The following is a 21,693-nucleotide window of genomic DNA, read 5'->3' as shown; positions in this document are numbered from 1 at the left end:
GTTGATGTAGAAATTTGCGATAAAGTAACGTTTAGAAAATGTATCGCAATATAACACAAAATACTAAACTGATAATATCATTATAATTTGTTTTTCATGATATATTAATATTGGCGTTGCCAGCCCTGCTATTTATGATTTGTGTATAATGCTGCAAGTGTTCATAACAATGCTTTATCAAAATAAATATAGTAAATCAATAAAAAGGAAACCGATACGATTTTTCTTAATTTCGCATCAAACCGGCAATAGCCCTTTTTGAATATCATAACATGAAGAAAGTTAGTTTTTTAGTATTGCTGCTTTGTTTTGCAGGCCGCATATTTGCACAAACAGAGCCTGCAAATTATAAAGTTGCGCTTAACAGGTTTATACATTTGTATAACACCAACCAGCCCGATAGCATTTTCAACTACTTTAGTCCCGAAATGAAAACCAGCCTGCCGCTTGAAAGTTTTAAAACCACCACGCTGCAGTTAAAAGCGCAAATGGGGAGCCTTGATCGTACCGATTTTGTAAAGTTTGCAAGCCCGATAGCTTCATACAAAGCAGCGTTTAGCAAAGGGACCTATTTATTAAATATAGCGTTAAATGATAAAAACCAGTTTACAGGTTTGTTTTTAAAGCCGTTTGAAGGCGTACCTGCCGATGTAACAGCTTCAACTACCAGTAGTCCTGCTGTTACATTTGCGATGGATCCATCTGTTGAAGAGACACCTGTATTGGTGAAAAATCTTGCCGGCAGCATATCGGGCACTTTAACTATGCCCAAAAACGTAACCGGCAAAATACCTGTAGTAATTATTATTGCCGGATCGGGCCCTACAGACAGGGATGGCAACAGCCCCAAATTGGGCCTGGCCACAAACGCCTATAAAATGATTGCTAATGAATTGGGAAAAAGCGGCATAGCGTCCCTGCGGTATGATAAACGCCTGGTAGGTAAAAGTGTAAGTTCGACCACAGAAGACCAGCTGCGTTTTGAAGATTATGTGGAAGACGGCGTAAACCTGATTAATTTTTTAACAGAGGATGAGCGTTTTTCGAGGATCATTATACTGGGGCATAGCGAGGGCTCGCTGGTGGGTATGCTATCGTCAATAGACCAGCCGGTTAAAGGATTTATATCCGTTGCCGGTGCCGGCGATTCGGCTGATAATATTCTTACCGAGCAAATGAAATCTCAGCCCACCCATATCTCGGAAGGTTTCAAGCGGATGCTCGACAGTTTAAAAAGAGGTAAAACAACCGATAATATCGATCCGTCCCTTTACTTTATAGCAAGGCCGGGTATTCAAAAGTACCTGATGTCGTGGTTCAGGTACGACCCTACCCGGGCTATCAAAAGGCTTAAAATTCCGATACTGATAGTGCAGGGCACTACAGATCTACAGGTAAAAGTATCTAATGCAGAAAAACTGAAGAAAGCCAAATCAGATGCTGTGTTGGATATCATCCCCGAGATGAACCATGTTTTAAAAGAAGCGCCGGCCGACAAGGATAAAAACCTGGCCACTTACAAAGACCCTGATTTGCCCCTCAAACCCGAATTTATAAAGTCGGTTATCAGTTTTGTAAAGCGGGTGAGGTAAGCGCCTCACCTAAATCCTCTCCAAAGGAGAGGACTTTAAAAATGAATAGCCAAAATTCAACCTTTCGTTCCCCCTTCAGGGGGGTAGGGGGCTTCACCACGCGTCCAGCAATCTCCTGATCACAATAATCTCTGCGATGTGATAAGCTGTATGGTCTGCCACCTGCAGGGCCTCGCGTAATATGTTTTGTCCGTCGCCGTGCGGGATTTTTGTAAACAAATTGCCGGTTTTAACAAGATTTATCAACTCATCAAGGTCTTTGTCAATCTGTTTTACCGATTTTTCCCATGTCTCGTCGCTTTCCGGTCCGGTTTCTTTTGGCCAGTAGCCATCCGGCCATTCGGGCGATTGGTGGCTGCCATCTTTACAAAACTCCAGCATATCCCATTGTGCAATCCGGATATGCTCTAACAGTTGCCAGATGCTATACGGGAGTTTATCAGGTTTTACACTCCTTAACGCTTTGGGCAAATTTTGTAATGCTTTTTTTATGTCGGCATGCGCATTTCCGCCTTGCAACAGATGAACTACCTCATCTATCAATATTTCATGATCATTATTCATCATACCCAAGGTAACAAAATAGTTTACGGTTTGATTTATTCAGCTTAAATGTTTTAAGTTTATGCGGCATTTTAATTCAATTATCCCGTGATCAAAAACGTTTTATTAAAAATAACACTGGCCGTTGTATTTTTCATGGTGGCTTTAACCGGCTGCAAAAAAGAAAGCGCCGGCCGGGGGCCCGATTTCGCTAAAGACGATGCGGCTTTCACCGTTTATGAAAACTCGTTCCTCGAAAATTTATGGAAGCTAAACCCCGATTGGGCAACAACTGCCGGATACCATAAATACGATAGCTTACTATATATCCCTAACGATCAAAGCCGCGATAAAATGCTTGATTTTGCCAAAGTGCAAATGGACTCCCTGAGCCGCTTTGATGTAAATACACTTAACGAAGGTAACCGCATTGATTACAACATGATGCAAAATCAGCTGGATTATGCACAGTGGCAGATAAAGCAATTAAAAAGCTACGAGTGGGATCCATCATCCTATAATGTAATCAGCACATTTGCTTATATCCTTAACGAGCACTATGCGCCGCTGCCAAAGCGTTTGCGTAACTTTTACCAGCGCATGTTAAACGTGCCGCTGTTTTATAAGGATGCCGAAAAACAGATTAAAAACCCGGTAACCGAACTGGTGAGCCTGGCCATTGAACAAAACCTGGGCGGATTGGATGTGATAGGAAAAGATTTTGCCGATTCGCTGCAAAAAACCACTATCCCCAAGGCCGAACAAAAGCTGATGGTTGACAGGGCCGCGGTTACCGTTAAAGCGATAAAGGATTACGCCGAATGGCTGAAGAATTTAAAAAACGAACATCCCCGCAACTTTAGGCTGGGGCGGGAACTGTACGAAGATAAATTTAAGTACGAGATTGTGGCAGCCAAAACCGCGCAGCAGGTTTACAATACTGCTGTACAGCGTAAAAAATATGTTCACCAGCAAATGGCCAAAATAAGCAGGCAGCTATGGCCAAAATATTTTGGTAAAAAGGCGATACCTGCTGATAGCCTTGAAATGATAAGCCAGATGATAGATACCCTATCTGGAAATCATGTTAAACCGGATGATTTTCAATCGGCCATTGTGCAGCTGATCCCGAAGCTGAATAATTTTGTGCGGACAAAAGACTTGTTAACACTTGATGCAACAAAGCCGCTCATCATCCGCAAGGAGCCCGGTTATATGGCCGGTGTTGCCGGCGCATCCATGAGCGGCCCCGGCCCGTATGATAAAGACGGCAATTCGTACTACAACGTGGGCAGCCTTTCGGGCTGGCCTAAAGAAAAGGCGGAGAGCTACCTGCGCGAGTATAACCAATACATCATCCAGATATTGAGCATTCATGAAGCCGTTCCTGGTCATTATGTACAGGGGGTGTATGCCAACAGGTCGCCAAGTATTATAAAAGCGGTATTTGGCAACGGCGCAATGCAGGAAGGCTGGGCCGTATATGCAGAAGAAATGATGCTGAACGCCGGTTATGGTAACAATGAGCCCGAAATGTTGCTCATGTGGTACAAATGGAACTTGCGATCGGTATGTAATACTATTTTAGATTATAGCGTACACAGCGGCAACATGACTAAGGAGCAGGCTATTAAAATGCTCACCACCGAAGCTTTTCAGCAACAGGCCGAAGCTGATGGCAAGTGGAAGCGTGTAACCGTGAGTAGCGTACAGCTCACCAGCTACTACACCGGCTATAAAGAAATTACAGATTTGAGGGACGCCTACAAAGAAAAAATGGGCGATAAGTATAAGCTAAAAGAGTTTAACGAGAAATTTTTAAGCTACGGCAGCGCACCGGTAAAATTTATAAAGGATGCCATGCTGGCCAAGCAGCCAGCGAAGAAGGAGTAAGGATACTGTATATGGTTAGCCTACTGAAGCTGATGAAGCCAAATTCTGTTAATTCTTAAATCCTGAAAATTTTGATTCAGACAAAAGCGTTAGGGATGGAAGCGGATACCGGCAAACGTGGTTAAGGCCTGTGCAGTATGAGCGTATAGCCCGGCCGAAGGCAACGCCATAAACGTGGTCGAAAAAAAAGATAGCCCATGAACAATAAATTCCCATGGACTATGAACCATGAGCCATTATCCATGAACTATCAAAGTCTTTGTTACCTGTTTTACTTAGGATGCGTAATGGTTTTTTATTTGGTTGGCCAGTTGAGCCATAACATTGGCGCCTAACTTTCCGCGGCTGCAAACCACATCGCTGCGGTTTTTGTCAAAATTAATTTCTGCAATAACTTTACCCTGGTCAACAACGCGGAACTTTCCTGCTTCGTTGGGTAAAACAGCTACCGCGCGCTCATCATTTTTAAAATTGATTAACACGTGGAACTGATGCTGTGGTATAAATGCTATTTGCTGTAACATAAATGCCTCCTTTCGGTCTTGAAATGCCTGAAAAATTAAAGTCAAATTGGTTACTATAAAGTTAACGAAATTAGTTTTAATAAATTGCTGTGTTTTAGCATATTTTTTAGCCAAAATATTATAATATCTTAGCCTATTATAAGCTACCAACTATGAAGTACCTGTTTAACTTGTTTTTGCTGTTTTTTGCTGCAATTTCGTGCCAGGGGCAAAAGCTGAAACTTGTTTTAAATTTAACAAAAGGGAATACCTATAACATGGTTACCACCACAAAATCGGCCATAACGCAAACCATAAACGGACAGGTAAACCATATTGATGTAACAGTAACGGGTACAACAGCCTTTAAGGTACTTAGTGCTGATGATTCGCTGTACTATATGGAGGTTACCTATAAATTCCTGACCATGAAGATGCAACTGCCCGAGGGGCCTGTTAGTTTTGATTCCGAAAAAAGAGATCCGGCTGATTTGATGTCGTCCATGTTGGGCGCGTTAATTGATAAGCCATTTACGGCTACGTTTACCAGGAGCGGCAAAATTCGGTCGGTTAATAATGTGGAGCGGATGATATCATCTGTACTGGATGGTTTCCAGGAAATTCAGGGCGTGCAGAAGGAGGAACTGAAGGCAAAGTTTATCCAATCATTTGGGAGTAATGCTATCAAAGGCAGTATCGAAATGTCCACAGCCGTATTCCCCGAAACGCCGGTTGCCCGGAATGATAAGTGGACAATAAATACTACCCTTCAAAGCACCATGAAGGCCAATGTAGCTATGGTATACCAGTTAACCGATGCCACTACCGCCAGCTACATAATTCATGGCGAAGGCAGCATAACTACTATCCCCGCCCCGCCAGATGCACAGATGAAATATAATATGAAAGGCACCATGACATCAGATGTTAAAGCCGACAGGGTTACTGGCTGGATCACCGAATCGAAAATAAAGCAAAGCATAGGCGGCACGGTTGCCATAAAAGACAATCCAGATGCCCCCGGCGGCGCTACCTTCCCGATGAGCATGGTGAGTGAGACGGTTATTACTGATAAGTAGTTCATTCGGTTCATGGCCTATGGTTCATAGTTCATGGTAGAAAAATTTACCAACCTCAAAAAAGCCATGAACTATGATCTATGAACCATGAACCAATTGACTAATTTATTACCTTCGTACCATGTCACCCGCCGAAGCTAAAAAACAGATTAAGGCCCTTAGCGCCGAATTGAAGCAGCACAATTACAATTATTATGTGCTGGCTATGCCTACTATCAGCGATTTTGATTTTGATAAAAAGCTGGAAGAACTGAACAAGCTTGAAAAGGAATTTCCCGAATTTTTAGACCCCGATTCGCCTACGCAAAGGGTGGGCGGAGAGGTTACCAAAGAATTTGTAACGGTAAGGCACCGCTGGCCCATGCTATCGTTAGGTAATACCTATAACGAGCAGGAACTGGTAGAGTTTGACCAGCGCATTCGCAAAGCTATCGGTGATAGTTTTGAATATGTTTGTGAGCTTAAGTTTGACGGCCTGAGCATGAGCTTAACCTACGAAAACGGCAAACTGGTGCGTGCAGTAACCCGGGGCGACGGTACACAAGGCGATGAAGTAACCACCAATGTACGCACCATACACAGCATACCTAAAAAACTGACTTCAGGCGATTACCCCGACCTGTTCGAGATTCGTGGTGAGGTGTTTATGCACCTGAAAGCTTTTGAACGTTTAAATAAAGAGCGTACAGATAACGGCGAAATGACGTATGCCAACCCCCGTAATTTTGCGTCGGGGACTATGAAACTACAGGATTCGGCTGAGGTGGCCAGACGACCGCTTGATTGTTTCCTGTATGGCTTATACACCGAGAAAACCTTATTTAGAACCCATTGGGAAAGCCTGGAGGCCGTAAAAAGCTGGGGCTTTCATGTAGATAACCACAGCAGGCTTTGCAACGATATTAGCGGTGTGCTGGAATTTATAAGCCATTGGGATAAAGAGCGGTTTAACCTGAGCTATGATATTGATGGCATTGTTATTAAAGTAAACAATTACTCGCAACAGCAGGAGCTGGGTTTTACATCCAAGTCGCCGCGCTGGGCCATATCCTATAAATTTAAAGCCGAGCGGGTAGAAACCGAATTATTACAGGTAACTTACCAGGTAGGCCGCACCGGCGCGGTTACCCCGGTTGCCAACTTAAAGCCGGTATTGCTGGCCGGCACAACCGTAAAGCGTGCCACCCTGCACAATGCCGATGAAATTACCGAACGCCTTAAATTGCACGAGCACGATACCGTATTTGTTGAGAAAGGAGGGGAGATCATCCCCAAGATCATTAGCGTTAATTTAGACAAGCGCAAGCCCGATGCCAAACCTATAGCTTACATCACCAATTGCCCTGCATGTAACACTCCGTTGCTGCGCACCGAAGGCGAAGCCGCATGGTATTGCCCCAATGATGAGGGCTGTCCGCCGCAGATTGTGGGCAAAATGCAGCATTTTATCGGCCGTAAGGCCATGAACATTGATGGCCTGGGCGACGAAACTATAGAAAGGCTGCACTCTCGCGGGTTTATAAACCACATCAGCGACATTTATGATTTGCATACCCACGCGGCTGAATTAAAGCAAATGGGACGTTTTGGCGAAAAATCCATCAGTAATATGCTGGATGGTATCGAAAAATCAAAACAGATGCCTTTTGAAAAAGTACTGTTTGGATTGGGCATAAGGTATGTTGGCGAAACGGTGGCCAGGAAACTTGCTTTCCATTTTAAAACCATTGATAAACTGATGGCTGCCACCGAAGAGGAACTTACCGCAGCCGACGAAATTGGCGGCCGGATAGCCCAAAGTATTGCGGAATACTTTAACGATGAAAAACATAAGCAGGAGATAGAGAAATTAAAAGATGCCGGGCTGCAATTTGTAGCCGAAGAAAAAGAAGTAACCCTGGCCAGCGAAAAATTAGCGGGTCAAAGCTTTATTATTTCGGGAGTGTTTGAAAAATTTTCGCGCGATGAACTGAAAGATATCATTGAACAAAATGGAGGCAAAATTTTGAGCAGCATTTCGGCAAAATTGAATTATCTGGTCGCCGGTGATAACATGGGGCCAGCCAAGCTCGAAAAAGCGCAAAAACTTAATATCCCAATTATTAGCGATCAGGAGTTATTGGATTTGATTGCGTAATTGTAGGGCTATCATTGATGATATAAATTTCCTGTACTGAGGTTTGCTGTGTGTGCATCTTTCAGGTTCTTATCAATAAATAAACCGAATGTCGAGTAACCACCAGCTAAGTTGGAAAAAAAAAGGAATGACGCATTGGGTTTAGAACTCGACAACAATTATGTCATACGGATATCTATCAGGTAAACCTAAAAAAAGATTATGACGCGCAACGGATATAGTTAAACGAATGTTCTAAACTACCGTCATTGCGAGGCACGAAGCAATCCCCTACGTGCTTAGTCCAACATAGTTCGGGATTGCTTCGTGCCTCGCAATGACGGTATAGAGGAGGTTGTGGTATCCATAGTCGTCATTACTATTTTTTCCAGCAGGGCTGGTGGATACTCGCAATGACCTGTATTCGATATTGATAGTTTTGCCTATCTCTGCATTAAAAGCCATTACTCCCTGCCGATTTAAAAGTTATTTGGGGCTTTTTATATTAAACTTTTAACTTAGCGGGCAAAAGCAACAAACTACTATGTCGGCATTATATCCTTTAAAGTTTAAAACCATATATAAAGATAAAATCTGGGGCGGTCAAAAGATCAAAACCTATTTGCATAAAGATTATGGCGATTTGCCAAACTGTGGTGAAACCTGGGAGTTATCGGGCGTAAAATCGGATGTATCTGTGGTAAATGGCGGCGTGCTGGATGGCGAATCATTGGCTGATTTATTAGAGCAATATAAAGACGAGTTGGTTGGTAAAAAGGTTTACGACCATTTTGGTAATATTTTTCCTTTGCTGATTAAATTTATTGATGCCAATGACGACCTGTCGGTACAGGTACACCCGGATGATAAACTGGCCAGGGAACGCCATAACTCATTCGGTAAAACCGAAATGTGGTATGTTATTGAAGCCGATCCGGGTTCGACGCTGATAGCTGGTTTTAACCAGGAGATGACGGAGCAGAAGTATGTAGACGCGTTAAACAGCGGCCATATTATGGATATATTGAATAAAGAGGATGTTGCCGCCGGCGATGTGTTCTTTTTACCAGCCGGTCGGGTACATACCATAGGCAAAGGTTTGCTAATTGCCGAAATTCAGCAAACATCCGATATCACGTACCGCATTTACGATTTTGACAGGGTAGATGATAAAGGCAATAAACGTGAGCTACATACCCAGGAAGCATTGGCTGCTATTGATTACAAACACTACCCGGAATATAAAACCATATACCAGCCGCAAAAAGACGAAACCGTTCATTTGGTAACCTGCCCTTACTTTACTACCAACATACTTGATTTTGACAAAAGCACCGCGAAAGATTATTCGGCGCTTGATTCGTTTGTGGTACATGTTTGCGTTGAAGGCGCTTATAACGTAACCTATAACGGCGAAACCTACCCGGTAAAAATGGGCGAGTGCATCCTGCTGCCCAAAAGCATTGATAAAATTGAACTGAAGACCACCGGTGGCTTTAAAATATTAGAAAGTTATATCGAATAACAAGCATAATATTAATATAGTAAGTGCTTTTTAGACTAAAAAGCTGTCTGAAAAATGAAAATTATTCGTATTCGTTGATTTAATCAACGAATACGAATTCTATGTCATATGTAAATCATTAAGCTTTATACTTGCTTATATTTGAACCAGCATCCTGTTCCCGGAGTACGTTTATAATTGCGCGCAGCTGATATTCATTTATCGGCTTAAAAATATAATCTGCTACATCGGCAATTTTTTTTGCCCGGTAAATATCGTTCAGGTTGATAGATGAGCTGAGCATATATATTGTGATTTTTTTGCCCAATTGGGATTTTATTTCCGCAAATTCCCGCAAAAAATCCCAGCCATCCATGTTAGGCATATTAATGTCCAGGAATATTACATCTGGTAAATTGTCGCTGTTATGCGGGTTTGTTAACCAGGTAATGGCCTGGCTTCCGTCGCAAAAATTAATTACCCGGCTGTTAAGCCCCCTTAAATTGATTAGTTTTTTAAATCCGAAAGTATAAACCTGATCATCGTCAATTAAGCACACCCCCACGGGATCCTTCTCTGCTGTCATCTGCTATTGGTATTATTTATACCAGCCTAATAGTAAATTTTGTGCCAATGTTTACGGTGCTGTCTACTTTTATAGTGCCGCCCAATGCCTCTATCTGGTTGCGGGTTATAAATAGCCCAATACCTTTTGCGTCGGGGTTTTGATGAAAGGTTTTGTACATGCCAAACATTTTATCGCCGTATCGCTCCATATCAATGCCAATACCATTGTCTTCAAAAAAGAGGTAAATATGGTTCCGTTCTTTTATAGTGTGGCATTTTATAACGGGCTTTCGCTCCGGCGAACTGTATTTAAGTGCATTGGTAAGCAGGTTTTGCAAAATACTCTCCATATAGGCCGGGATATAATGTATTTGCGGGCACTTGCTAAAATCATACGTTATGGTGGCGTCAAGCGTATCGATATTGCTTTTTAATGCCGATATGATATTTTTAAATACAGTCTCAAAATCAACTACCGTCCGCTCATTGGTAATTTCGGTTTGAATTTGAACTATCTCGTTTAAATGCTCAATGGTAGCACTTAGGCTATCGCTGATTGATTTAATATGCGACAAAATTTCGGCCCTGTCGTCAGGAAGCTCGGTTTCATCATGTAATGTTACCATGAACTGTAAATTGCCTGCATGCGACCGAAGGTTATGCGAGACAATGTAAGCGAAATTTTGCAGGCGCCTGTTTTGGTCGGTCAATAAATTTAACGACGATTCCAACGCCAGGTTCTTGCGTTTTTTATTATCAATATCCTGTATAATTCCCCTTATGGTAATGCATTTGCCAAAATCATTAATAATGGGTATCCCTTTGGCCCTTACCCAAATTACATTGTTTTTTGCCGATCGGAAGAGCAATTCCAGGTCATAAGGCTGGCAATATTCTATTGCATTGTCAATAGCGTTTTTAATCACCGGGCGGTGTGGCGGTTCAAAAAAGCTGATAACCTCATCCAGTGAAAGCTTAACATGGTTTTGCAACTCATAAATATCATAAAACTGTTTTGATAAGGACAGGCCCATGGTAAGTGCGTTCAACTCCCAACTGCCCAATTTGGCAATTTTAAGGGCCTCGCTATAAACTAAATCATTGTGCGCCGCCTGTATCTGGGCCTGTTTATACTGGTTAATATTAATGATCGATCCGTAAATGATTTGCCCGGTTTCGTCATTGTATTTTTTTACCGTACTCTCAAACCAATGATAGCCCGACTGCTTGGTGAGTAGCCTGATTTGTAGTGGTTGGGTTGAAGTTGAAGGTTGGTTGTTCAGGGCTGTTAAAAAAGCAGGTTTATCCTGGTGATATAGTAAATGTTCAAAAAATATATGGTTCGAACATTCTATCTCGTCCGGCTCGTATCCCAAAACGGTGTAAAACCCTACCGACCACTTGATGTTTTTTGTTGTAATGTTGTATTCCCAAATGCCGGCATTTATATTATCGATGATTTGGGCAAGGTGTTGCTTGCTATCGTCAGAAAATTTGTGCCCTTCAGAAAAACTCATACTAATACTATAAAATAGCCCCTTTATTTAGTTAATGCAACATGCTATTAATAAAATATGTGCCATAATTATAAAATAACTTTATTTACAACCTTTGGTTGTTTACGTTTAACCAAACCACTATTTTTTTTGAACAATTATGGGATTTCAAATATAGTATTTGGTATCATATAAATCACTCTGATACTGATAATTACAAAATAAAAATTGCGCACCGGAAATTCAGGTATTTATAAGGGAGATATTGTTAAATAACCTCCTTTAACTGTAACGGGAAGTGTATTTTTTGCACTTTAAACGCTAAAATGGAATGAGATAATACTTTGCTGACCTGAAATTTTTAATAAATAATAAAAATTATCGCAAAAAACCGAAAGAATGGCCGGTTTTTAGGCTTATGTCCTGTTTTTTATGAGGGTTTATATTTTTTTAGGGAGTTTTTATCAATTATCAGCTCGGCAAGGGCGTTGGAGCCAATCCATTTGGCCGATTTGTAATTTTGATTTGCAATACGGTTGGCGGCGGCAATTGCCACGGCTTTTAAGGTGCTGTTTCTTTTTCCTATTTGTCGCAGGGCCCAGTTTATGGCCTTTTTAACAAAATTGCGGCTGTCCCAGGCCTCACGCTCCATAATGGCAAAAAAAGGTATAAAAATATCGTCGTCGGCTTTTTTGCTATGTACAGCGTATTCGGCCATTAAAACAAAACCCGCGCGTTTAACAAACTCTTCTTCCCGGGTGCTAAACTCAATGGCTTTGGCAATGGCAAAAGGTGTGCGGTCAAAAAGGTTTCCGCATACCTGGTCGCACAGGTCCCACGAATTAAAATCTTTTGTCCAGCTATCTATTTGTTGTTCGGTAACGCATGCCGGGTCGTCAACCAGCGAGGCCATAATTCGCGCCTCATGAACGCCGGTGTCCCAAAGTTGCTGTGCAAGCACATGGTCTTTTTTAAACTTTTAGCCAATTTGCGTACAGCAGGGAGTTTAACGCCAAGTGCCCTGGAACTGTCTATGCCAAAACGCTGCATACCGGTAAGATAGGTTGGGTTGGCCTGTTGCTTAAGTAGTTCTATAATTTCGTCAGCCTGCATTGCCTTAATCGGTAAAGTTCGCGTTCTCAAGTGTGTGGTGAATTCTTACTACTTCCATTAAGGCTGCCGAGCAATAAAACGGGTGCAATTCCATTATCAACGAACCGGCTTTTATTGCCGGGTCGGTTTCGGTAAGGGTTTTTGCTTCTTCAATGGTTGCTACATTGAAAATGAAGATGCCTTTGATGGGCTGGTCATCCAAAAAAGGACCGGCAACAACTAATTTGCCTTCATCGGCCAGTTTAGATATGTTTTTTAAATGGGCCATTTGCAATTGCAAGCGCGCTGCCGAATCTGTTAAACGGGTTGGCCCTTCCTTTAAAAAAGCCATAATATACTTTTTCATCCCGTATTTATCGGCGCCCAGTTTTTTGGCAAGTGCAGCATCGTAAACCGGTTTAGTTTGTTTTTGAGCAAGACAATTGATACTTAACGTAGCTATTGCAATGATGAGGATAAGCTTTTTCATGTAAGGGTTTGTTGGTTTATCAAATATACATTTATCAGGATGAATGATGCAATTCCTTAGTCATTTCGCTTCGCTGTTGTTGGTCATTGGCGCTTCGCTTGTCATTGGTCATTTCGCTGCGCTGTCATTAGTCATTTACGTCCCCTCGGGTCTCTTTGTAAAACGACCCTGAGGGTTTCGGGAAGCAACTACCCCTTGGTGAGTTGGATTTTTGAAACCGAGTACAGTGATGTATCCGGATCGCGTAAGCTCTGATTTATCGGAGCGAAGATTATCGGTTGCTTTAAGCATCCCTTAAGCTACGGGCATAGTGATTCGAAGCCTGGAGATTTTGAATAGTGAGGTTTGCGCATTTTTGACTTTTGAATTTTAACTTAAATCATGGCGTACGCCGCCGGTAGAAGCGGCGCCAGGCTATACACTCATACAGCACAGGCGTTAGGCCACGGGCCGGTATCCGTTTCTATCCTTTACGCGAACTGCGGGTATACAAAAACACCCGGATGAAATTAAACATCCGGGATTTGCATATTTATTACTTAGCATGGCGTTTACCTACCAGCGAGCCACAAGCCCGGAGGCTTGCGGCAGCGACAAACGCTTGCGGTAGCTGGGGGCAGGATGGAAGATATTGAAGCCCTGCCAAACGAGGAAAAGGATAAAGTATATTACTTTATTGATATGGCACTGGCTTACAATAAAACGAAAAAGGCATTTGCCCATTAAATAACAAAGCCCGGCATCCCGGCCAGGCTCTGTCTATTCTATAGCTTTATATTATCCAACGAGCACCCTGCCTTGCATGCGTACCACAGGCCAAGAGGCCTGCGGTAGCGTTCAAAAGTCCTGGCGGTAGCTTGGGGTTGCATATTCATTACTTAGCATGGCGTTTACCTATCAGCGGGCCACAAGGCTGGAGCCTTGCGGCAGCGAAAAACGCTTGCGGTAGCAGGAGGCGTTCAAAAAGCCCTCGCGGTAAAGGGGTTCAAAAAGCCCTCGCGGTAGCGGGGGGTAATTCACGGCACACCTTGCGGTAGCTGGGGCTGACACAGTTTATTTTACATACCCAAATACGCTTTAACTTTTAAAGGTATAGTATTTAAGAACGTCGGATTTCTATCTATTATTTTCAATATTCTTTCTTTTGTATCAATCGCTTCTAATTGTGGGATGATATTGTCACTTACACATTTCTTTATCTGTAAACGAAACTCTTGTTCAGTAATATTTAAAGTATCTAAATCAAAAAGATAGTTGTAGTCCACTTGAGAATTTACAATCCAGCTATTAAGTCTAGTCCGAATATGACATTGTTGCTCTTTAGGGAAATTTTCTTTTCCGTCTATTTCTTTAAAATAAGCACCTATATTTACGTAATAAAGATCACTATAATTTGACTTTTGCAAATTCACCACTTTAATTACTTCTTTCTCATTAAGATACCAACTTCCTGACTTTCTTTGGAACCCCAGCTTTTTAAGCTCCGCATCAATCTCTAAAATCAACTCCTCTTTATTCATATTCTTAATATTTATCTAATACAGTTTTCCATCCACTACCAAATTCCTTCTCAATTAATCTCTTATACTCTAATAATTGTTTTTCTCCTGCTTTAAGCGCACGAATGTTATTAGGCTTTAATTCATAAATCGTTCTTGTATTAAAATCAATATAATCTATTCGTTTAAGAGTATTAGGAATAACAAATTCTTTAATTGTAGTAACCCCATCAACCAAGTCTTTTTTATATGCTTTGTGCATCGCCCTGCCTAATGCTGTAGCAGCTGTTTCTCCATTAACAGCAACAACATCAACCGCTGTTGTTGCTGCTTTTTTCGAAAACATCCCCGTAAATGAATCCCACAATGACACGGCTTCGGATTCTGCAAATAGAAATGATTCTAATATTCCTGTTACCTGATGTACTCCTGCTTCCCAATAATCACCATTTTGAAAACTATCATTCGTCATTGAGGCTTCACTCAGAACTGGGATACTATAAAACCAGTCCGGATTAAGTCGGGGAGCAGGCTTAGACTGATTCGGCTTCGACTTTGGTTGCTCCTTTTTCTTTTTAGGGTCGTCTTCTTGTTGGGCAGGGGCTTGATAAACCGTTATTAAATCATTTTGAGTAAGTCCATTTGCATCCAGCCAATCTTGCGTAGACCTCCCATCAGGATCAATATTTCTAATCGGATTATCCTCGCCATAATTGTAGGGAGTAAATCTCCTACTAATCTCAGCCAACGGATCCACACTCGTCCACCTGCCAATCACCGGATCATAGAACCTTGCGCCATAATCATACAATCCCGTCTCCTCCTGTAATTCCTTCCCATTATAAAGATATACATTTTTAGGACTTGATATAGTCCCCTGTAAACTTTGTATGGCATATCCAAACGCATAATAATCGGTATGCTGAGAGTTTTTTGGTGTCAGCTGCGTAGCATCTGCTGGGTCCCAGGTAGTGGTGATCCTCGTATTGCCCAGGTGGTCTTTCAGGTCGTACTCGTAAACATAAGTTGTCCCGTTTTTCCGCGCACGGCCTTCCTCGGTCTGGATGAATGCGAGAACCGGCATACTGCCGGTATATTCGTATTGGATGCCGTTGATATATTCATCTGTTGTAGTGGTCGCCCCCGCTGTAAACAACTTCCTTAGCTTACGGCCTGTTGCATCATAAATATAAACAGTGGTATTCCCGTTCGATCTAGTGATCGTTTGCGGCAGATTCAGCAGGTTATACGTAAAGCCCGTCAAACCTTTGTTCAAATCTTTCAGCTGGTTGCCATTGCCGTCATAAGTATATTCCCCCGCCTGGCTTACCCCATTGGTAAACCCGAAGGTGCCTGCATAGGCCGATGCATCGTCAATCCTGTCTACCCGGTTGCCGATGTAGGTGTACGTCAATGTATCAATCGCGGTACGGTTCGGACCAATCTTATCATACCTGCCCAGGTTGGTAATATTGCCCATATTGTCATATGTGACATACTCACTATGAAAACCATCTTTGGTGGTAGCTGTGGTGGATACCGCGTCGTTTAGCCGGTTCAGCTTATCATACCGGTAATCATAGGTAAATGCACTGAACGATGTGCCCGACACGCTGCCCGTTTTTACCGTAGTAGTAGCTATGTTACCGTTGTACTGCGGCCGCGATGAGGTGGCGTTATCGTACTTCAACTCCATACCAAACTGGTCGTTAAGGTCGGTATTGGTAGTACCGCCATCGGCTGTGAGGGTGGGGTTATTGATGTTGGTCAGCCATCCCCTTGCATTATACCGGTAATCCAGGTTCTGTAAAAAGTTCGATGTACCGTTAATGGAATGCAGCCCTTTTTTAATCAGTTGCCCGGTTTCATTATAGCTGGCCAGCGATACCCGTACAGCACCCTGGATGGTATTGGTACTGTCCTGCAACTGGCTGGCGTTCGATCTGCGCCTGCCCATATGATCGTACGAATAACTTTCGGACGATAGCAATTTCTGGATCCTGGCCGTTTTGGCAGCATTGCTGATATAATGCACCCGGTAATTGGAGGTTACCTGCTTTACAAAGTTGTACCCAATGGATACATCATCATAGTTGTAGGGGCTTAAGGCAGACGAGCCGCCCAGGTAATACAGTATTTTTTGACTTTTGAATTTTAACTTTTGACTTAATAATGGCGTACGCCGCCGGTAGAAGCGGCGCCAGGCTATACACTCATACTGCGCGAGGCATTGGCCACAGGCCGGTATCCCAATGTCATTAAGTTAAGGGAATGTAAAAAAGACCACAGTTCAGAACCGAATAAAATCCGGTTCTTTATGGTTAGGAATCAAAAAACTGTGGTATGTCAGCAAACTTAAAAATCATTTCAGATTTACGGAACTTTATTACACTTTCTTCCCAGCATAGTGAATTAAAACAAATGTTTACCAGCTCTCCTAAAGACTTTACCAGGAAGCGGAAACTGCCTTTTGAGTTTGTGGTCGGCATGTTGCTTAATTTCTTTAAAAGGAGTTATGATATAGAAATTTCCGATTTTTTCCATCATATAGATGCTGAAGAACTTACGGCAAGTAAATCAGCTTTTTGTCAACAACGAACAAAGATCAATAGCTTCTTTTTCAGTTGTTTAAATAGTATTTTAATAGATAGTTTTCATGTTCATTATAAGAATGAAGTTAAACGGTGGAAAGAAATGCGGCTGATTGCAATAGATGGATCCACTTCGTATCTAATTGATAATAAAGAAGTAACAAAGCATTTCGGGACACATGGAAATCAACGGGGAACAGCAACATTAAGCCGGATTTTATGTGCATTTGATGTATTAAATAAAATTATTGTCAGGGCGAACATGTATCCGATTAGTATGTCTGAACAAAAGATCGCAGCTCATTGGCTGCCCACTTATGCGCCGGACATGTTATTGATCTATGATCGTGCGTATCCTGGTTTTGAGAGCATCTTTCATCATCAGAACAAGGAACAGCCACAACCTTTTCTAATGCGTTGTCCTGTAGGATTTAGCTTAGAGGTAATTGCGTTTGTGAAAAGTGGGCTTGACGATGCAATGGGTACTCTTAAGGCTGATAAAGCCCCTCGCCGAAGTCTGAAAGCACAGGGCTTCCTTGTAAAAGCAAAAGCCACTATAGCGGTACGTTTTATTCGGGTCGTTTTGGATGACGGCACAATTGAAGTACTGATTACCAATTTGTTTGATCAGCAAAAATACCCACATAGTGAATTTAAAGCACTCTATTTTATGTGATGGGGAATTGAAACCAGGTTAAGCATATTAAAAAATGAATTGCAATTAGAAGCATTCAGCGGGCAAAAGGTTGAAACAATACTACAGGACTTTCATGCAACCGTTTTCTTATCTAACTTACAGGAAATCATAGGAAAAACGTCACAAGCGACAATCGATAAAACTGATTCTAAGCGTAAATATCCACACCAGGTAAACAAAAACACGGCTCTCGGATTGATGAAAAACCGGATTGTAACCTTACTGCTCTTTGATGACCCGGAAAAAATTCCGACAAAGCTTGAAAACCTCTTTGCCCGATACACCGAACCTGTAAGACCTAACAGAAAAGTCCCCAGAATAAAAAACCTAAAACGAAGATCGGGAAAATACAAGACCTTAACTAACTATAAAAGAGCCGGATAATCCTTAACTTAATGACATTGGCCGGTATCCGTTTCTATCCTTTACGCGAGCTGCGGGTATACAAAAAATCCCGCATGAAATTAAACATCCGGGTGTTGCATATTTATTTGGCGAAAATACTGTAGTTGTAAACTACAAGCATAGCCGTTCGAAGTCAGAGACATTCGAACAGCGGAAGACTACGGACAACTGGGGTTAACATAACTTAACATAATTCAAAAAATATTTTATAAAATTTTGATTATCAATATATTATAAAAAAAACAATGGTTTACATGTTAACCCAATTGTTATACCATGAGTTACAAACCCGCGGCAACGGCGGGCAGGCTTTTCGTTACAAGTCCTCGCTTTGCCTTTGCCGCCCCGGCCTGCCCGCGCTGTGGGCTTTTCACTGCAATCCTTAACGCGAACCGCCGCTATACAAAAACACCCGGATGAAATTTAACATCCGGGTGTTGCATATTTATTACTTAGCATGGCGTTTACCTATCTGCGGGCCACAAGCCCGGAGGCTTGCGGCAGCGAAAAACGCTTGCGGTAGCTGGGGTTTGTCAATGTTCAAATGGATCAATGTCTTTCATTTTATCCAATATCTCCAACCAATTCTTTTTATAAATTGTCATGGCAATCGCGTTGCCATAAACGCTGGAATTTATAACGTTTATATCAACAGGTAATTCTAATCCCATGTCGAACTTGCCTAATTTCTTTTGAATATTAGTTACTTTAATATTATCGATAGCATATGGGCTTTGAGTGTCTGAAATCCCCCCCCTATCAAAGTAAAACGTGGTGTTTTTTAAGTATTTGTCATTTGTCGTAAAAAAATCTATTGTGGTATAAGGTTCGGTGATTGTTATTTCTACCCTACTAAATTTTTCATCCTGACTTAATGAGAAATTTCTTATCTCTAAACATTGATTTGTCCAAAAACCATGAACAGTATTTTTTAAATCAACATTCGCAAAGCTGTTGGTTGTAATGATCGTCCATAAAATGGCATTTTTTTTTACAAGCATTAAAAAGTATGGTAAATCTTTCATGGTTTAAATTATAATGTAGTATATGGAGTTACAGTAACAGATTTATAAAAAGGTGTGATTGATACTCGCCCTCCTTTTGGTACAACTAAATTTATTAAATTTTTCGTGAATTGTCCCCTTATTTCCCATTCATTAGCATTCCCATCAAGATTATCATACCATTCATCGGTCATATTGATAGCCCGATCTACTGCTCTCGCCATAAAACCGGCGGCTATCGCGGGAGATACGAAGTCTGGATTCTTATCTGTCCCCCCAAACAACACTGTTAATCTTGGGAATTCAAAATATAATGTTGGCAAAGTGACATGAGCAACTGCAAGAGTTTTCCAATTTAAGTGAAACAAGTAAAAGTTTATTCCACTTGTTAATGAATTATAATAATCATATTCGTTAGCCGAGTAAGTAAAAACGCTTTTGCCACCTGTAGGATAGGTCACCTGTTGCAGCGAGAACAGCTGCATGGCTGTGGAATCCGGAGAGCGGTAGGCCCCGCTGTAATCAACCGGAAAGCCACCGCTGCCATTTTTTGAATAAGAGGTATGGGCGGTAGGTACAAGGGTGGTATTGCCATGGAAACCATTGTAAAAGCCCCAGTGGTCGATATCATAAATATGCTTACCTACCTGGTTACTTGCCATATTATAGGCGAATCTATAAGGCTTAGCGGATATGCCCGTGCCGGTTTCTTTAACGCTGTCCAGCTTAAGCCTTTCCAGTTCCAGTTTTTGATTGGTAGTGGTGGTATAACCAAAATAAGAATAATACAGGTTGTGCTCTTTAACATATTTAAGCCCGGCTGTACTTTTCGAATATATCTTAACGGCGTTCAGTTTACTGCCGCCCTGTTGGTCCTCCCGCACATTATCAAAAACAAACTGTACCTGACCGTTGGTAAAATCGATGCTTTGCAACATGGAATTTGTGTACAAGGTAGCAGGGGTGGGAAAACTCTGGGCCCCCGAATTGCTGCAGCCCACATTAAAAGCCTGTACCTGTTGTTCGGGAACATACAAACTGCCATTTGCGGTATAATTAAAGGTAACTACATCGTTTTGCTGGGTAACAATTTTAGAAAGGTGCCAGGAACTCACATGGCCCGGATCACTTGCCGTACCGCCGTACTCCCTGTCGTTAAAATAATACCGGTTGCCCTGGTCATCCGTAATTATAAATACATAGTCGCTTAATCCTGTACCGTTTTTTACCAGTTGGATACGTACGTTGTCCTGTTTTTCCAGCACAATGCTTTTATCGGGCTTAACAATAAATTTACCGCTTTGCCCCAGGAAATTAAAGCTGTAGCTGTCGGGTTCCAGGTCCCAGTTACTGCTGCTATTGGAGCCAATAGAATAAAAAGGTGTGGTATAATCGGCAGTAGTACCATTGGTATAATAAACCAGGTAACTGCAGTTAAAATCAAACACATATTTATTTACGTTAAATAGCGGACCGGGGTGTTGGGCATCCGTTTGGCCCACATTGGCCGGCTGATAATTAGCAAGATCGCCGGGCATAAATGGTACCCCGCCGCCGAAATAAGTACCGGTAAAATCATCCTGGCCACGAATGTTCCTCGACACCATTCCCCCGCAATTTAAGGCCCATCCGAGCCCTACCCATCCTGATTCTTCGTTGAGGCGGATGCCGCCGGTATGGTAGTTTAAACCAATAGGGATATTGAGCCCCTTAGCCTGGATGGTATAAATAGGCACCGATACATCTGATGTGCCGGTATAAGGGCTTACCGGGACATCGGTAAATTTCATGAGGCTGGCCGCGTTGGGCGATGGCGGGATAACTTGAGGTACATAGGAAGGTTGTGTTTGTGCACCGGCTTTCATCAAACCTGAAAACAGGGCAAGCAGGCACAAGACGGCTAAGGTGAGGGGTTTAAAATGCATATGACAAGGAATAAAAACTTGGGAAATTTCTTTAATTGTTATTAATTACCCGTCCGGTTCAGCGTACAGTGTACCACCGAGCCGTTTAGGCTGATGTTCATGCCGATGGAGTCGGTATAAACAATACCGTTGTGGTACACATCAAGCCCGTTCACTGTAACTTTGAAGTGCAGCCCGGCGGTATCCAGTTTGCCCTGGTCGATCGGGAACTCGCCGAGGGTGCTTTTGGCCGTACCGGCAACAGAATCGCCGATGAGCGTAAAATTGTAGGTTAATGGGTAGGCCGTGCTGTCGGCGGTGAGCAGGCTGCCGGTCCATTTGCCATCGAGGCCGGTGGCGGCCACAAAGCATAAAGCGAAGCAGCCCGATAATAGGGTTGTGATAAGGATTCCTGGTTTCATTTGTTTATAGGGGTAATCAATAATTGGGGTTAAATTAATAGTATCAGAATTATTTGGCAATAGGTGTTTTCACCGGGCGGCACCCCGTTAAAACACGGGGTGGCTGGGGCGTTTGGCGGCATGGGTTAACTTTGCTGAGCGTCCGCGCCGTTTTCGGATTTCGGGTGATGGATAGCAGTATTCAACACTAAACCGCAAATCCCCGAACCCCGAAACCCGTCCCCCGAACCAGATCCGGACACTACAAATTTACAGGGCCTGAATAAAAAAAGTGGTGACACTACCTTGTCAGTACT

The 21,693-nt window shown here is 42.4% G+C and carries 17 protein-coding genes and 1 pseudogene; 7 read left to right on the top strand and 11 right to left on the bottom strand.

All coding sequences use genetic code 11. From position 1 onward, the window contains the following. Window positions 1-272 precede the first annotated feature (272 nt). Window positions 273-1,592 carry an alpha/beta hydrolase gene (locus PQ469_RS22560; RefSeq protein ID WP_274209689.1) on the top strand — a complete coding sequence of 440 codons (1,320 nt, stop codon included), beginning with the start codon at window positions 273-275 and terminating at the stop codon, window positions 1,590-1,592. A 93-nt stretch (window positions 1,593-1,685) separates the two neighbouring features. Here PQ469_RS22560 and PQ469_RS22555 read toward each other — a convergent pair whose 3' ends face one another. Further along, complete coding sequence (locus PQ469_RS22555; RefSeq protein WP_274209688.1) at window positions 1,686-2,159, bottom strand: DinB family protein; 474 nt, start codon at window positions 2,157-2,159, stop codon at window positions 1,686-1,688. Between the two features lie 84 nt (window positions 2,160-2,243). On the opposite strand from PQ469_RS22555, the gene PQ469_RS22550 reads away from it, so the two are divergent. Next, window positions 2,244-4,028, top strand: coding sequence for a DUF885 domain-containing protein (locus PQ469_RS22550; RefSeq protein WP_274209687.1), 1,785 nt, complete (start codon window positions 2,244-2,246; stop codon window positions 4,026-4,028). 275 nt (window positions 4,029-4,303) lie between these two features. Here the strand turns inward: PQ469_RS22550 and PQ469_RS22545 are convergent, their stop codons facing one another. Beyond that, window positions 4,304-4,552, bottom strand: coding sequence for a hypothetical protein (locus PQ469_RS22545; protein ID WP_090652387.1), 249 nt, complete (start codon window positions 4,550-4,552; stop codon window positions 4,304-4,306). A gap of 152 nt (window positions 4,553-4,704) precedes the next feature. Here PQ469_RS22545 and PQ469_RS22540 point away from each other — a divergent pair, with 152 nt between their 5' ends. The 3 genes from PQ469_RS22540 to PQ469_RS22530 all read left to right on the top strand — a co-directional run bounded on the left by PQ469_RS22540 (window position 4,705) and on the right by PQ469_RS22530 (window position 9,251). After that, window positions 4,705-5,610 (top strand): DUF6263 family protein, encoded by a 906-nt coding sequence (locus PQ469_RS22540; RefSeq protein WP_274209686.1) that lies wholly within the window; start codon window positions 4,705-4,707, stop codon window positions 5,608-5,610. Between the two features lie 121 nt (window positions 5,611-5,731). Further along, the gene (gene ligA / locus PQ469_RS22535; protein WP_274209684.1) at window positions 5,732-7,747 is read left to right on the top strand and encodes an NAD-dependent DNA ligase LigA; all 2,016 of its coding nucleotides are present in this window, start codon (window positions 5,732-5,734) and stop codon (window positions 7,745-7,747) included. Window positions 7,748-8,270: 523 nt separating this feature from the next. After that, window positions 8,271-9,251, top strand: a complete 981-nt coding sequence (locus PQ469_RS22530; protein WP_090652384.1) for a type I phosphomannose isomerase catalytic subunit — start codon at window positions 8,271-8,273, stop codon at window positions 9,249-9,251. A 118-nt stretch (window positions 9,252-9,369) separates the two neighbouring features. Here the strand turns inward: PQ469_RS22530 and PQ469_RS22525 are convergent, their stop codons facing one another. From PQ469_RS22525 to PQ469_RS22500, 6 genes and pseudogenes are all read right to left on the bottom strand, one after another. Continuing rightward, on the bottom strand, window positions 9,370-9,816 hold the full coding sequence (locus PQ469_RS22525) for a response regulator (protein ID WP_274209682.1): 447 nt from the start codon (window positions 9,814-9,816) through the stop codon (window positions 9,370-9,372). 16 nt (window positions 9,817-9,832) lie between these two features. Further along, window positions 9,833-11,314, bottom strand: coding sequence for a PAS domain-containing sensor histidine kinase (locus PQ469_RS22520; RefSeq protein WP_274209680.1), 1,482 nt, complete (start codon window positions 11,312-11,314; stop codon window positions 9,833-9,835). 409 nt (window positions 11,315-11,723) lie between these two features. After that, window positions 11,724-12,343: pseudogene (locus PQ469_RS22515) on the bottom strand (DNA alkylation repair protein). 67 nt (window positions 12,344-12,410) lie between these two features. After that, entirely contained in the window at window positions 12,411-12,875 is a 465-nt protein-coding gene (locus tag PQ469_RS22510; protein WP_274209679.1) for a YciI family protein, read from the bottom strand. A 1,058-nt stretch (window positions 12,876-13,933) separates the two neighbouring features. Beyond that, window positions 13,934-14,395, bottom strand: a complete 462-nt coding sequence (locus PQ469_RS22505; protein ID WP_274209678.1) for a DUF4304 domain-containing protein — start codon at window positions 14,393-14,395, stop codon at window positions 13,934-13,936. 4 nt (window positions 14,396-14,399) lie between these two features. Further along, the gene (locus PQ469_RS22500; RefSeq protein WP_274209677.1) at window positions 14,400-16,409 is read right to left on the bottom strand and encodes an RHS repeat-associated core domain-containing protein; all 2,010 of its coding nucleotides are present in this window, start codon (window positions 16,407-16,409) and stop codon (window positions 14,400-14,402) included. 308 nt (window positions 16,410-16,717) lie between these two features. On the opposite strand from PQ469_RS22500, the gene PQ469_RS22495 reads away from it, so the two are divergent. Together PQ469_RS22495 and PQ469_RS22490 are read left to right on the top strand one after the other, a co-directional pair. Next, window positions 16,718-17,641 carry an IS4 family transposase gene (locus tag PQ469_RS22495; RefSeq protein ID WP_274209676.1) on the top strand — a complete coding sequence of 308 codons (924 nt, stop codon included), beginning with the start codon at window positions 16,718-16,720 and terminating at the stop codon, window positions 17,639-17,641. A 39-nt stretch (window positions 17,642-17,680) separates the two neighbouring features. Next, window positions 17,681-18,046, top strand: a complete 366-nt coding sequence (locus PQ469_RS22490) for a hypothetical protein (protein ID WP_274209675.1) — start codon at window positions 17,681-17,683, stop codon at window positions 18,044-18,046. Between the two features lie 554 nt (window positions 18,047-18,600). Here PQ469_RS22490 and PQ469_RS22485 read toward each other — a convergent pair. The 3 genes from PQ469_RS22485 to PQ469_RS22475 are packed head-to-tail and all read right to left on the bottom strand — an operon-like array spanning window position 18,601 to window position 21,397. Then, on the bottom strand, window positions 18,601-19,092 hold the full coding sequence (locus PQ469_RS22485) for a hypothetical protein (protein WP_274209674.1): 492 nt from the start codon (window positions 19,090-19,092) through the stop codon (window positions 18,601-18,603). Window positions 19,093-19,100: 8 nt separating this feature from the next. Continuing rightward, the gene (locus PQ469_RS22480) at window positions 19,101-20,996 is read right to left on the bottom strand and encodes a hypothetical protein (protein ID WP_274209673.1); all 1,896 of its coding nucleotides are present in this window, start codon (window positions 20,994-20,996) and stop codon (window positions 19,101-19,103) included. Between the two features lie 41 nt (window positions 20,997-21,037). Then, window positions 21,038-21,397, bottom strand: coding sequence for a hypothetical protein (locus PQ469_RS22475; RefSeq protein WP_274209672.1), 360 nt, complete (start codon window positions 21,395-21,397; stop codon window positions 21,038-21,040). Window positions 21,398-21,693: the final 296 nt, after the last annotated feature.

Origin of the sequence: Mucilaginibacter sp. KACC 22773, assembly GCF_028736215.1 — a bacterium.
Classification (GTDB): domain Bacteria; phylum Bacteroidota; class Bacteroidia; order Sphingobacteriales; family Sphingobacteriaceae; genus Mucilaginibacter.
This window is presented reverse-complemented; position numbering and strand designations above follow the sequence as displayed.

Excerpts from the sequence above, each read along its gene's own strand:
- PQ469_RS22560 (WP_274209689.1), top strand. The coding sequence starts at position 273 with ATGAAGAAAGTTAGTTTTTTAGTATTGCTGCTTTGTTTTGCAGGCCGC.
- PQ469_RS22495 (WP_274209676.1), top strand. The coding sequence starts at position 16,718 with ATGTCAGCAAACTTAAAAATCATTTCAGATTTACGGAACTTTATTACA.
- PQ469_RS22545 (WP_090652387.1), bottom strand. The coding sequence starts at position 4,552 with ATGTTACAGCAAATAGCATTTATACCACAGCATCAGTTCCACGTGTTA.
- PQ469_RS22510 (WP_274209679.1), bottom strand. The coding sequence starts at position 12,875 with ATGAAAAAGCTTATCCTCATCATTGCAATAGCTACGTTAAGTATCAAT.
- PQ469_RS22525 (WP_274209682.1), bottom strand. The coding sequence starts at position 9,816 with ATGACAGCAGAGAAGGATCCCGTGGGGGTGTGCTTAATTGACGATGAT.
- PQ469_RS22485 (WP_274209674.1), bottom strand. The coding sequence starts at position 19,092 with ATGAAAGATTTACCATACTTTTTAATGCTTGTAAAAAAAAATGCCATT.
- PQ469_RS22505 (WP_274209678.1), bottom strand. The coding sequence starts at position 14,395 with ATGAATAAAGAGGAGTTGATTTTAGAGATTGATGCGGAGCTTAAAAAG.
- ligA (WP_274209684.1), top strand. The coding sequence starts at position 5,732 with ATGTCACCCGCCGAAGCTAAAAAACAGATTAAGGCCCTTAGCGCCGAA.
- PQ469_RS22475 (WP_274209672.1), bottom strand. The coding sequence starts at position 21,397 with ATGAAACCAGGAATCCTTATCACAACCCTATTATCGGGCTGCTTCGCT.
- PQ469_RS22555 (WP_274209688.1), bottom strand. The coding sequence starts at position 2,159 with ATGATGAATAATGATCATGAAATATTGATAGATGAGGTAGTTCATCTG.
- PQ469_RS22480 (WP_274209673.1), bottom strand. The coding sequence starts at position 20,996 with ATGCATTTTAAACCCCTCACCTTAGCCGTCTTGTGCCTGCTTGCCCTG.
- PQ469_RS22540 (WP_274209686.1), top strand. The coding sequence starts at position 4,705 with ATGAAGTACCTGTTTAACTTGTTTTTGCTGTTTTTTGCTGCAATTTCG.
- PQ469_RS22530 (WP_090652384.1), top strand. The coding sequence starts at position 8,271 with ATGTCGGCATTATATCCTTTAAAGTTTAAAACCATATATAAAGATAAA.
- PQ469_RS22520 (WP_274209680.1), bottom strand. The coding sequence starts at position 11,314 with ATGAGTTTTTCTGAAGGGCACAAATTTTCTGACGATAGCAAGCAACAC.